The organism is Streptomyces sp. NPDC101194 (assembly GCF_044767885.1).
Taxonomy (GTDB): domain Bacteria; phylum Actinomycetota; class Actinomycetes; order Streptomycetales; family Streptomycetaceae; genus Streptomyces.
In genome coordinates this window covers 694,210-706,677 of record NZ_JBIWOS010000003.1, presented here as the reverse complement: position 1 = coordinate 706,677, position 12,468 = coordinate 694,210, and the positions used below count along the sequence as shown (strand labels likewise).

At 69.1% G+C, this 12,468-nt stretch carries 9 protein-coding genes; 5 read left to right on the top strand and 4 right to left on the bottom strand.

Translation table 11 applies throughout. The features are described from left to right. Positions 1–12 precede the first annotated feature (12 nt). The gene (locus ACIRP2_RS16160; protein ID WP_404250636.1) at positions 13–1,983 is read left to right on the top strand and encodes an ATP-dependent DNA helicase; all 1,971 of its coding nucleotides are present in this window, start codon (positions 13–15) and stop codon (positions 1,981–1,983) included. 81 nt (positions 1,984–2,064) lie between these two features. Here ACIRP2_RS16160 and lexA read toward each other — a convergent pair whose 3' ends face one another. After that, a complete protein-coding gene (gene lexA / locus ACIRP2_RS16155) occupies positions 2,065–2,859 on the bottom strand; it encodes a transcriptional repressor LexA (protein WP_404250634.1) in 795 nt (264 codons plus the stop codon). 556 nt (positions 2,860–3,415) lie between these two features. Here lexA and nrdR point away from each other — a divergent pair. Then, positions 3,416–3,928 carry a transcriptional regulator NrdR gene (gene nrdR / locus ACIRP2_RS16150; RefSeq protein ID WP_351075152.1) on the top strand — a complete coding sequence of 171 codons (513 nt, stop codon included), beginning with the start codon at positions 3,416–3,418 and terminating at the stop codon, positions 3,926–3,928. Positions 3,929–4,088: 160 nt separating this feature from the next. Further along, positions 4,089–6,992, top strand: a complete 2,904-nt coding sequence (locus tag ACIRP2_RS16145; RefSeq protein WP_404250632.1) for a vitamin B12-dependent ribonucleotide reductase — start codon at positions 4,089–4,091, stop codon at positions 6,990–6,992. A 394-nt stretch (positions 6,993–7,386) separates the two neighbouring features. Here ACIRP2_RS16145 and ACIRP2_RS16140 read toward each other — a convergent pair whose 3' ends face one another. Together ACIRP2_RS16140 and ACIRP2_RS16135 are read right to left on the bottom strand one after the other, a co-directional pair. Continuing rightward, positions 7,387–7,923 carry a TerD family protein gene (locus ACIRP2_RS16140; RefSeq protein ID WP_404250630.1) on the bottom strand — a complete coding sequence of 179 codons (537 nt, stop codon included), beginning with the start codon at positions 7,921–7,923 and terminating at the stop codon, positions 7,387–7,389. Positions 7,924–8,062: 139 nt separating this feature from the next. Continuing rightward, positions 8,063–9,019: a DUF1152 domain-containing protein gene (locus ACIRP2_RS16135; protein ID WP_404250628.1), complete on the bottom strand. Its 957-nt coding sequence runs from the start codon at positions 9,017–9,019 to the stop codon at positions 8,063–8,065. A gap of 89 nt (positions 9,020–9,108) precedes the next feature. Here ACIRP2_RS16135 and ACIRP2_RS16130 point away from each other — a divergent pair, with 89 nt between their 5' ends. After that, positions 9,109–9,714, top strand: coding sequence for a YdbC family protein (locus ACIRP2_RS16130; RefSeq protein ID WP_404250626.1), 606 nt, complete (start codon positions 9,109–9,111; stop codon positions 9,712–9,714). A gap of 70 nt (positions 9,715–9,784) precedes the next feature. Here ACIRP2_RS16130 and ACIRP2_RS16125 read toward each other — a convergent pair whose 3' ends face one another. Continuing rightward, the gene (locus tag ACIRP2_RS16125) at positions 9,785–10,414 is read right to left on the bottom strand and encodes a TetR/AcrR family transcriptional regulator (RefSeq protein ID WP_404250854.1); all 630 of its coding nucleotides are present in this window, start codon (positions 10,412–10,414) and stop codon (positions 9,785–9,787) included. Between the two features lie 258 nt (positions 10,415–10,672). Here ACIRP2_RS16125 and ACIRP2_RS16120 point away from each other — a divergent pair, with 258 nt between their 5' ends. Next, complete coding sequence (locus ACIRP2_RS16120) at positions 10,673–12,283, top strand: ABC-F family ATP-binding cassette domain-containing protein (protein ID WP_404250624.1); 1,611 nt, start codon at positions 10,673–10,675, stop codon at positions 12,281–12,283. The last annotated feature ends 185 nt before the right edge of the window (positions 12,284–12,468 follow it).

Genomic DNA, 12,468 nt, shown 5'->3' with positions numbered 1-12,468 from the left:
GGTGGTCGGGCTATGACGAAGCCATCCCTTCCCGAGCTCCTCCACGCCGCCGTGACCGCCGTCGGCGGTACGGAACGGCCCGGCCAGGCCGCCATGGCCGAGGCCGTCGCCGAGGCAGTCGACGACCAATCCCATCTGCTCGTCCAGGCCGGCACCGGCACGGGCAAGTCCCTCGGCTACCTGGTGCCCGCGCTGGCGCACGGGGAGCGCGTGGTGGTGGCCACGGCGACGCTGGCGCTGCAGCGCCAGCTCGTGGAGCGCGATCTTCCGCGCACGGTCGACGCCCTGCACCCGCTGCTGCGCAGACGCCCCCAGTTCGCCATGCTCAAGGGCCGGTCCAACTATCTCTGCCTGCACCGGCTCCACGAAGGAGTGCCGCAGGACGAGGAGGAGGGACTCTTCGATCAGTTCGAGGCCGCGGCCCCGTCGAGCAAACTCGGCCAGGATCTGCTGAGGCTGCGGGACTGGTCGGACGAGACGGAGAGCGGGGACCGTGACGATCTCACCCCCGGAGTCTCCGACCGCGCCTGGGCGCAGGTCTCGGTCTCCTCGCGCGAATGTCTGGGCGCCTCCAAGTGCGCGTACGGCGCCGAGTGCTTCGCGGAGCTCGCCCGTGAGCGTGCCAAGCTCGCCGATGTCGTGATCACCAATCACGCCCTCCTGGCCATCGACGCCATCGAGGGCGCCCCGGTGCTCCCGCAGCACGAGGTACTGATCGTCGACGAGGCCCATGAGCTGGTCTCCCGGGTCACCGGGGTGGCGACCGGAGAGCTCACCCCCGGTCAGGTCAACCGCGCTGTGCGCCGGGCGGCGAAGCTGGTCAACGAGAAGGCGGCCGACGCCCTGCAGACCGCGTCCGAGGGCTTCGAGCGCGTGATGGAGCTGGCGCTCCCCGGCCGGCTGGAAGAGGTCCCCGAGGACCTCGGCTACGCGCTGCTGGCGCTCCGGGACGCCGCGCGTACGGTGATCTCGGCCCTGGGCGCCACCCGGGACAAGTCCGTTCAGGACGAGGACGCCGTCCGGAAGCAGGCACTCGCATCGGTGGAGACGATCCACGGCGTCGCCGAGCGGATCACCCAGGGCTCGGAGTACGACGTCGTCTGGTACGAGCGACACGACCGCTTCGGCGCCTCCGTGCGGGTCGCCCCGCTCTCCGTCTCCGGACTTCTCCGCGAGAAGCTCTTCACCGAACGGTCCGTCGTCCTCACATCGGCGACGCTCAAGCTCGGCGGGGATTTCAACGGGGTGGGGGCGTCGCTCGGGCTCGCTCCCGAGGGCACTGCGGGCGATGACATTCCGCAGTGGAAGGGGCTCGACGTCGGGTCACCGTTCGATTACCCGAAGCAGGGCATCCTGTACGTCGCCCGGCATCTGGCGACGCCCGGCAGGGAGGGATCCCGCACCGACATGCTGGACGAGCTCGCCGAGCTGGTGGAGGCGGCGGGCGGGCGCACCCTCGGGCTGTTCTCGTCCATGCGGGCGGCCCAGGCCGCCGCCGAGGAACTGCGGGGGCGACTCGACAAGCCGATCCTGCTGCAGGGCGAGGAGACCCTCGGAGAGCTGATCAAGAACTTTGCGGCCGACCCCGAGACCTGCCTCTTCGGCACGCTGTCCCTCTGGCAGGGTGTCGATGTGCCCGGGGCCAGCTGCCAGCTGGTGGTCATGGACCGGATCCCGTTCCCGCGCCCCGACGATCCGCTGATGAGCGCGCGCCAGAAGGCGGTCGAGGAGGCGGGAGGCAATGGGTTCATGGCCGTCGCGGCCACGCATGCCGCGCTGCTGATGGCCCAGGGTGCCGGCCGACTGGTGAGGGCCACGGGTGACAAGGGCGTGGTCGCGGTGCTCGATCCGCGACTGGCCAACGCCCGGTACGGCAGCTATCTGCGAGCCTCGCTGCCCGACTTCTGGTACACCACCGACCGCAATCAGGCGCGCCGCTCGCTCGCGGCGATCGACTCGGCGGCCAAGGCCGACGGCCGGTAGTCCGCCCGGTTGTCGGAGGGCACAGGGAGGCCCCGGGATCGGCGCAGTGAATCCCGGGGCCCGGTCGGAGCCGGCGAGTCGTCACACGCGCCGCAGCACCGCCACCACCTTGCCGAGAATCGTCGCCTCGTCGCCCGGGATCGGCTGATAGGCCGAGTTGTGCGGGAGCAGCCATACGTGGCCGTCCTCGCGCTTGAAGCGCTTGACCGTGGCCTCGCCGTCCAGCATGGCTGCCACGATGTCGCCGTTCTCCGCGACGGGCTGGCGGCGCACGGTGACCCAGTCGCCGTCACAGATCGCCGCCTCGATCATCGAGTCACCGACGACCTTGAGCACGAACAGCTCTCCGTCGCCGACCAGCTGGCGGGGGAGTGGGAAGACGTCCTCGACCGACTCCTCGGCGAGGATCGGGCCACCGGCCGCGATCCGACCCACCAGCGGTACATACGAAGCCGCGGGCTTCCCGGTCGTGTCGGTGGGCTGCGAGGTGGGCTGGTCCGAGCCCCGGACCTCGTACGCCCGCGGACGATGGGGGTCACGACGCAGGAAACCCTTGCGCTCCAGGGCCATCAGCTGATGGGCGACGGAGGACGTGCTGGACAGGCCCACCGCCTGACCGATCTCCCGCATCGAGGGCGGATACCCACGCCGCTGCACGGAATCCCGGATCACCTCGATCACGCGCCGCTGCCGGTCCGTGAGCCCCGAGCTGTCCGCCCGGATCCCTGGAGGGCGGCCGGGCAACGAGCGCGCTGGGCGCATGGGCTCGGGCCCCTCCGTGTTCGCGACTGGGTCATTCATGGCATGCACCGGCTCGAGTCGGCTCTGGGAGCGGTCCTGGGCAGTGATGGTGGCACTGTCTGCGGTGGTGGTCACGTCGGCCCCTCTCGAATGGTCTCCCTAGCTGGACAACGGTAGTGGCTTTCGAAAGGTTGCGCCAAACACACGTTCGAGTGAAAAACGAATAAAAGTCTGTCGTGTGTTCACTGTCGGGTGTATGTGCGGCGCCGGGTCGGTCGAGTTCCCGCTCGGAACGGTCCGTCGGGCCGGGGGAACCCGGATCGCTCTCCCGTGGCAATTCGGATCATTACGGTAGCGTTCGCCGGCGCGATGCCGCCGGGCGGGGTGGCCCTCCCCGGGCGTTGTCCGAGTCCGACAGCGGGAGCCCCGCAATCCTGGCGGCCACGTGGTTCCCGTAACCTCGTGCTCGGCCGTACGCTGCCTGCCGATCGCCCTCGATGCGCGACACGCGCTAGGGCCGAATGCGCGACCAAACCCAAGATCTAGTGGTTGGATTGCTCCAGTCACCCAGAAGTTGTGGTCCCCGGTCCGCCGGGGGTGTGGCCATCGCCTATGCTTGTCACTGCTTCGAGGGGCCCCTGCGGGCCCTGAAGAGGCTATTCAGTCGTGCTGTGAAGGAGGGTTGGGAGCCATGCACTGCCCCTTCTGCAGGCACCCCGACAGCCGGGTCGTCGACAGTCGCACCACCGATGACGGCACGTCGATCCGCCGTCGCCGCCAGTGCCCCGACTGCGCCCGCCGCTTCACCACGGTGGAGACCTGTTCGCTGATGGTGGTCAAGCGCAGCGGTGTGACCGAACCCTTCAGCCGCACCAAGGTCATCTCCGGCGTGCGCAAGGCGTGCCAGGGGAGGCCGGTCACCGAGGACGCCCTCGCCAAGCTCGGCCAGTGGGTCGAGGAGGCGGTACGTGCCACCGGCAGCGCCGAGCTGACCACCCATGACGTGGGTCTGGCCATCCTCGGCCCCCTGCAGGAACTCGACCTTGTCGCGTACCTGCGTTTCGCGTCCGTGTACCGGGCGTTCGACACACTCGAAGACTTCGAGGCCGCCATCGCGGAACTCCGCGAACGGCGACCTCCCGTGGAGGAGCGCGGGACCGGAGAGACCCTCGAGGTCCCCGTTCCCGCCGTCGCCGCCGACTGAGCGACACCGGCCGATCGGCGCAGGTGTGCGGATCGGCGGCAGGGCGGCTTCATGGACCCGCTCCGGGCGCTGTGCGTGGCGCACGGAGCATCAGAGACAGACTGTGCCCCGGGAAGTTCTGGGCACTTCAGGGCGTTTTTGCCCACATATGGGAGGCGGCATGACAGAGACGGCGAGCGGCCCGGCACGAGGTTCCCGAGCCAAGGGATCCAAGTCGAGCAAGGGTCTGCGTATCGAGCGCATCCACACCACCCCCGGCGTGCATCCGTACGACGAGGTGGCTTGGGAGCGTCGTGACGTCGTCATGACCAACTGGCGCGACGGTTCGATCAACTTCGAACAGCGTGGCGTCGAGTTCCCCGACTTCTGGTCGGTGAACGCGGTCAACATCGTCACCAGCAAGTACTTCCGCGGGGCCGTCGGCACCCCGCAGCGCGAGACCGGTCTGCGACAGCTCATCGACCGGATCGTGAAGACGTACCGCAGGGCCGGCGAGGAGCACGGCTACTTCGCCTCCCCCGCGGACGCCGAGATCTTCGAGCACGAGCTGGCGTACGCCCTCCTGCACCAGATCTTCAGCTTCAACTCGCCGGTGTGGTTCAACGTCGGGACGCCCCAGCCGCAGCAGGTCTCCGCCTGCTTCATCCTGGCCGTCGACGACTCCATGGAGTCGATCCTCGACTGGTACAAGGAAGAGGGCATGATCTTCAAGGGCGGCTCCGGCGCCGGCCTGAACCTCTCCCGTATCCGCTCCTCCAAGGAGCTGCTGTCCTCCGGCGGCAACGCCTCCGGCCCGGTCTCCTTCATGCGCGGTGCCGACGCCTCCGCCGGAACGATCAAGTCCGGTGGCGCCACCCGGCGTGCGGCCAAGATGGTCATCCTCGACGTCGACCACCCCGACATCGAGAACTTCATCGAGACCAAGGTGAAGGAGGAGGAGAAGATCCGCGCCCTGCGCGACGCGGGCTTCGACATGGACCTGGGTGGCGACGACATCACGTCCGTCCAGTACCAGAACGCCAACAACTCGGTCCGTGTGAACGACGAGTTCATGAAGGCCGTCGAGTCCGGTGGCAAGTTCGGGCTGCGCGCGCGGATGACCGGTGACGTCATCGAAGAGGTCGAGGCCAAGTCCCTCTTCCGCAAGATGGCCGAGGCGGCCTGGGCCTGCGCCGACCCGGGCATCCAGTACGACGACACGATCAACCAGTGGCACACCTGCCCGGAGTCCGGCCGGATCAACGGCTCGAACCCCTGCAGCGAGTACATGCACCTGGACAACACCTCGTGCAACCTGGCCTCGCTGAACCTGATGAAGTTCCTCAAGGACGACGGCAAGGGCAACCAGTCCTTCGAGTCCGAGCGCTTCGCCAAGGTCGTCGAGCTGGTCATCACCGCGATGGACATCTCCATCTGCTTCGCCGACTTCCCCACGCAGAAGATCGGTGAGAACACCCGCGCCTTCCGCCAGCTGGGCATCGGGTACGCCAACCTCGGCGCCCTGCTGATGGCGACCGGCCACGCGTACGACAGCGACGGCGGCCGCGCCCTCGCCGGTGCCATCACCTCGCTGATGACCGGCACCTCGTACAAGCGCTCCGCCGAGCTCGCCGCGGTCGTCGGCCCGTACGACGGCTACGCCCGCAACGCCGAGCCGCACCAGCGCGTCATGAAGCAGCACGCCGACGCCAACGCCGCGGCCGTCCACATGGACGACCTGGACAACCCGATCTGGGCCGCCGCCACGGAGGCCTGGCAGGACGTGATCCGCCTCGGCGCGAAGAACGGTTTCCGCAACGCGCAGGCCTCGGTCATCGCGCCCACCGGCACCATCGGTCTCGCCATGTCGTGCGACACCACCGGCCTCGAGCCCGACCTCGCCCTGGTCAAGTTCAAGAAGCTGGTCGGCGGCGGTTCGATGCAGATCGTCAACGGCACCGTTCCGCAGGCCCTGCGCCGCCTGGGCTACCAGGAGGAGCAGATCGAGGCGATCGTCGCCCACATCGCCGAGCACGGCAATGTGATCGACGCCCCCGGTCTGAAGACCGAGCACTACGAGGTCTTCGACTGCGCGATGGGCGAGCGCTCCATCTCCGCGATGGGCCACGTGCGCATGATGGCCGCGATCCAGCCGTGGATCTCCGGCGCGCTCTCCAAGACGGTGAACCTGCCGGAGACGGCCACCGTCGAGGACGTGGAAGAGGTCTACTTCGAGGCGTGGAAGATGGGCGTCAAGGCGCTCGCGATCTACCGCGACAACTGCAAGGTCGGCCAGCCCCTCTCCGCGAAGACCAAGGAGAAGGAGAAGTCCGCAACCGACGCGGTCGCGGCCAAGGCCGAGGAGACCATCCGTACCGCGGTCGAGAAGGTCGTCGAGTACCGCCCGGTCCGCAAGCGCCTCCCCAAGGGGCGTCCCGGCATCACCACCTCCTTCACGGTCGGCGGTGCAGAGGGCTACATGACCGCCAATTCCTACCCGGACGACGGTCTTGGAGAGGTCTTCCTGAAGATGTCCAAGCAGGGTTCCACCCTCGCGGGCATGATGGACGCCTTCTCCATCGCCGTCTCGGTCGGTCTGCAGTACGGCGTCCCGCTGGAGACGTACGTCTCGAAGTTCACCAACATGCGCTTCGAGCCGGCCGGCATGACGGACGACCCGGACGTGCGGATGGCGCAGTCGATCGTCGACTACATCTTCCGCCGCCTCGCGCTGGACTTCCTGCCCTTCGAGACCCGCTCGGCACTCGGCATCCACTCGGCCGAGGAGCGTCAGCGTCACCTCGACACCGGTTCGTACGAGCCCTCCCTGGAGGACGACGAGCTGGACATCGAGGCTCTGGCCCAGTCCGCCCCGGTGCGGACGGAGCCGCTGAAGGCGGTCGCGGTCGTGCCGGAGGCCGAGAAGCCGGCCCCGAGGACGGCGCACACCTCGGCGGAGCTCGTCGAGATGCAGCTGGGCATCAGCGCGGACGCGCCGCTCTGCTTCTCCTGCGGTACGAAGATGCAGCGCGCCGGGTCCTGCTACATCTGCGAGGGCTGCGGCTCGACCAGCGGTTGCAGCTGAGCACGAGCCCCATGGCGTGACGCGACGTTGAGCGTCCCGCGCCGAGCGCATTGAGCCGCACTCCCCAGAGGGTGCCGACCTCAGGTCGGCACCCTCTGTCGTGGTCTTTGTCGCGGGGGTACGTGCCTTTGGCACAGGCCTACGAGCTGCTGCGTGTCCGACGCGTCGACCGTGCGTCGAACGCACGGTGACGAGGGCCGACGGGGCGCACCCCGACGACCTCGCCCGCGGGCGAGTGAGGACCGGCGGCGCCGGAGTGCGGACGCGGTGCTCGTCCTGGACGCCCGTCCCGCCCGGCTGATCAGCGGCCCGCAGGCGGGGGACCGACCGACGACCGGTCTCCCCGCGTCCGTCCCGGGCAGGGCGCGTGGCCCAGACTCTTGTCCGCGGCCCGTCACGCTCCGGGCGTACGGCGGCCCATCATCTCGGCGAAGGTACCGGGGTCCCCGTCGAAGCCCCGGACCGTTGCGTGGAACTCCCAGACACCGGAGGCGCCGCGGACGAACTCGGCGACGGTCGCCGCGGTGGCGCCGGCGACGGAGGAGAAGTCGTCCTCGGCCAGATTCGTGTAGCCCTCCCGGACCTGTACGCCCGTGTTCGCTATCTCGGCGAACGTCTTGCGGCCGTCGCGCTGCTGAATGGCGACGCCGACGACGACCCGGGTGTACGTGGCCGACAACCGGTGCAGTTCGAGCGTCATCACCTCGTCGAAACCGAAGCCCTGGCCGGTCCTGCTGTCGCGGTCGAGATTGATGGTGCCGTCCGGCGAACGGCTGTCGAAGTGCACGAGATACGCGGGACTGCCGTACGGCGCCTCCGCGAAGTAGGTGGCCGCGATGATGTCGAGGTCGTGGGCCGGGGCACCCGGTGGGCTGGGATCCCACTTCAGCCTGACTTCGACCTTTTCGAGGTCCTTGTTGGGCGTGCTCATCGGACTTCCCTCCCTGGTTCACCGCTGGGCCGTCGGGCCGTTCATACCACCTGATCATGTCCGTAACGGGCTGTGGATCCAACCGGCTCGGTCATCGGCGATGGAATCGGGCCAAGGGCGTTCAGCCCGTTCGGCCCGTTCAGTGCGGTATGCGGCGGGGCGGTCGCTGTCGGACCTCGTCCCGGAACTCCGCGATGGCGCTGCCGACCTGACGGATGAGATGGGTGTCCTCGATGCGGTCGAGATAGAGGCAGCGGCGGGCCACTCCGTCCAGTTCGAAGGCGAAGCAGAGGGTCATCAGGGGATTGATGAACAGTTCGCTGCCACGCGTGCGCGAGGTGAACTGGATGTCCCCGAAGGCTCCCTGGACGGCTGCGGCTATCGACCCGTTGACGATGCTGGGGTGGTCGGGGGTGTGGTGCTGTGCGTGTGCCACCGCGTCGACGAACAGTGCTCCTTCACGGGTCGTACGGGACACGGAGAATGCTCCGAGGCAGGAACCGTCCCGTTCGAGTGCGGCGATGTTCTCCAGTACGAGGCCGTGACTCACCCCGTGATAGGCGTCGATACCGAAGCCGATGGACACAACCAGGCGTTCCGGTACGTCGATCGCGGCGAGCGCCGCGACGCTGGTCAGGTCCTCCTCCGGTGTGCCGAGGCCGGATTCGTCGCCGCGCATCAGGATGTCCGTGCCGCCGTCGACCAGGACGACCGCGTCGATGTCGTGCTTCTCGATCAGTGCCCGGTAGGCGGCTCGAAGCGGCTGTACTCCCACGCGCGAGAGGGCGTGCACCGCGCTCGGGTAGCCATGCAGGTCGAGCCACTGGGCGAGGGTCCGCTCGGGGAAATACGCCTGATGGAGGGCCGTTTCGGGGGTGACGACCGCGACGTCCGGCGCGAGCCAGGCGTCGAGGGGCAGTCCTTCGAGAGCGCTGAACGAGAGATTGGCGAGCTGGACCTGCTTGCCCCGGTGGAGGAGGGAGAGCGCGACAGGAAGTCCCGCGTAGATGTCGAAGCCGCCGCCGGCCCCGGCGACGAGGACGCGTTCCGCGGAATCGAGGCGGGCGAACAGGGGGTTGGAGTGCAACGAGGCCATGGAGATCATTCTGCGCTCCGTGCCCTTCGGTTCGCGTGTACTCCATCAGAGCGTGACCCGCGCCATGTTCGGCACCGTACGATGGCGCGGTGCTGGTCAAGTGGATTCGTTGCACCGTGGTGGACCGTCGAGGATTTGAACGGGGACAGCGAAAGTGGGCGGGGCTGCTGGGTGAGCCGGGGTTCAGGGGGCAGGGCGGCGGCTGGAGCCGAGGGCGTCCGGACGTGGCCCATGTCTTCGCCTTCTGGGAGAACCGTGTCTTCTACGACTCGTTCATGGCGCGCGCGCACGACCAGCTGGCCGCCGCGCAGTCCGGTACGTACAGCAGCATCCAGGTCAAGCTGTTCGAGTACCGTTTCGATGTGAAGACCGGCTTCGAACCGCGCTTCACCGACGCGGATGTGGTCAGGGTGGCGCACAGCAAGGTTCACGAGGACCGGGTCGAGCATTTCGCCTTGATGCAGGAGAGGGTGTGGAATCCGGCGATGGCCGGCTCGCCCGGCATGCTGCGAGGGGTGTTCGGGGAGGCGCCGGGGCACGAGTTCCTCGTGTTGTCCATGTGGCAGTCCAGTGCCGAGCGGGGCAAATACCGGGCGGGGAGCATCGATCGGCTGACGCAACGGGCGCAGACCGAAGAGGATGTGGCCGCGGTGGCGGGAGACGTTGTGCAGCTCGAGCCGTCCTGGACGGTGTGACCGGGCCGGACCGGAGCGTGCTGGACCTGCCCTGACCGGGGCGGGGCGCCGGGGCGGTCCGGCCACCGGCTCAAGAGGATCCGGGCGTCAGGGGCGCAGGCGTGAAGACGCCCGCCAGGGCAGCCGCCAGCGCCGCGTCCGCAGCCTGATCCGCGAGCCTCTCGTCGAGGGGCTCGCGAGTGATGAACAGCCTGAGGAACAGGGGTGAGGTCACCGCCCGGACCAGTGCTCCGGCGTCCGTGCGCCGGTCCAGCTCGCCGCGTGCGACGGCGCGCGCGACGAGGTCCTCGCAACGGGTGAACCGATCGGCGTAGAAGGCGGTCAACGCCTCGGCGGCGCGCTTCGACTGGAAGGCCGCGGCGATGAACGCGGTCGGCGCGGCTGCCGCGGCAGGGGCGGTGAAGGCATCGGCTGTCGTGTGTGCCAGGGCGCGTAGATCCCCTTTCAGGCTGCCGGTGTCGGGTGGTGTCCAGTCGTCCTCCCCGGCCAGGTCCAGGGCGTCCGCGACCAGTCCTTCGAGAGTGCCCCAGCGGCGGTAGAGGGTCGTCCTGTGAACGCCGGAACGCTCTGCGACGTACTCGACGGACAGGCCCGGGTAGCCGTGTTCGGCCAAGCCGGTGAGCACGGCGTCCCGGACCGCCGCCCGGGTGCGAGCGGTGCGGCCGCCGGGCCGACGGGTGCCGGGGGCGAGCGGGGCCACGGGGACGGGTGCCCCGGGCGAGGCTTCGTCCCCGCTTCCCCGCCCGGCTTCCTGCCCGGTCTCCGGGTTCGCTTCCTGCTCAGTCAATTGCTACTCCTGTTGCGTTAGTGCGTTCCAGTCTGCCATACTCGTCTTAATGCGACAGCGATTGCGTTTGACTGATGTCGTGGGGCGGCTCCGGGTGGGGGTGCGCCCCGCGATTCCCCGCCGATCGTCGCTGTTCCGTTCCCTGTCGGCCGTTCGAGCACGGAGGTGCCCTTGCCCACGCAGATCTCATTGCGCGACGTGACCGTGACCCGCGGTGAGCGGCTGTTGCTCGACGATGTCTCGCTGACCGTGCGTCCTGGCGAACGGATCGGCGTCGTGGGGGAGAACGGCGCGGGGAAGACGACCTTGCTCCACCTGCTCGCCGGCCTCGAACGGCCGGACTCCGGCAGCGCGTTCACGGCCGCCGACCGTGGCGCGGGGCTGCTGGCCCAGACTCCACGGCTGCCACCGGGCAGCACGGTCCAGGAGGCGATCGATGACTCCCTCTCCGAATTGCGCACCATGGAGCGGAAGTTGCGGGAGTCCGAGACGGGGCTCGGCACGGCCGACAGTGCCGCGCTCGCCGCCTACGGGAACCTGCTCACCACGTTCGAGCTGCGTGGGGGATACGAGGCGGACTCGCGCGTCGAGAAGGCGATGCACGGCCTGGGCCTGGCGCACCTGGGGTGGGACAGGAAGCTCGGCAGCCTCTCCGGCGGTGAGCAGGCACGGCTCGGCATCGCCTGTCTGATCGCGGCGTCCCCCGAGGTGATGCTGCTCGACGAACCCACGAACCACCTGGACGGAGCCGCTCTCGACTGGCTGGAGGATGCCCTGCTGTCCCATTCCGGCACGGTGATCGCCGTGTCCCATGACCGGGTCTTCCTGGAACGGGTGGCGACCGCGGTGCTGGAGGTCGACTCCGACCGCCGGACCGTCGTGCGTCACGGCGGTGGATACGCGGGATTCCTGGCCGAGCAGAGCGCCGCGCGGCAGCGCTGGGAGCAGTCCTACGCGCAGTGGTGCGAGGAGACGACGCAACTGGAGGAGTACACGGCGACCACCGCCCACGGAGTCGCGGCAGGCCGTGGCATGAAGGACAACAACAAGATGGCGTACGACCGGGCGGGGGGCCGGGTCCAGGCCTCGGTGTCCGGGCGGATCCGCAACGCGCGAAAGCGCCTGGAGCGACTGCGGGAGGAGCCCGTGCCCAGGCCGCCCGACCCACTGCGCTTCACCGCCCGGCCCGCGGCAGGCGCGGCCGAAGGGGAGCTGGTCTCCCTGACGGGTGTACGGGTGGGTGATCGGCTCGCTGTCGACCGTCTCTCCGTGGCGGCGGGCGAGAAGCTGCTGATCCACGGCGGTAACGGGGCGGGGAAGTCCACGCTGCTCCGCGTCATGGCGGGCGTACTCGAACCCGACGCGGGGTGCGTGGTCCGGAAGGGCGGGATCGGTTACCTCGCTCAGGAGATCCCGGCGCACCGCCCGACGGAACGGGTGCTCGCGGCGTTCGGCCGCGGCCTGCCGCTGACCGACGACGAGCAGGCGGAACTCCTGCTCTCGTACGGATTGTTCCGGCCCCGGGATCTCCGGGTGCCGGTCGGATCCCTCTCCGCGGGCCAGCGCAGAAGACTCGCCCTCGCCCGTCTGCTGGCCCGGCCGGCGGACCTGCTGCTGCTCGACGAGCCCGCGAATCACCTGGCGCTCGGACTCGTGCAGGAGTTGGAGGAAGCGCTGGCCCTCTGGCAGGGCGCGCTGGTGGTGGTCTCCCACGACCGGCTGCTGCGCCGCCGCTTCACCGGAGGCATCCGGCGGATGGAGGCCGGAAAGCTGCTCGAATGAGCCAGGGTCGATCCGAGGCCTCCCGGTTGGATCAGCCGGATCGGCGAGCGGTGCCCGATGCCGTGGACCGCGAGGCGGAGGAGGGAGCCGGACGGGGCCTCCTCTGCTCGAACGGACCCGAGAGCTCAAGAAGGGGCCACGGCGACCGACGCTGACGCCGCGGGGCACGGCACCGGTCCTCGTGA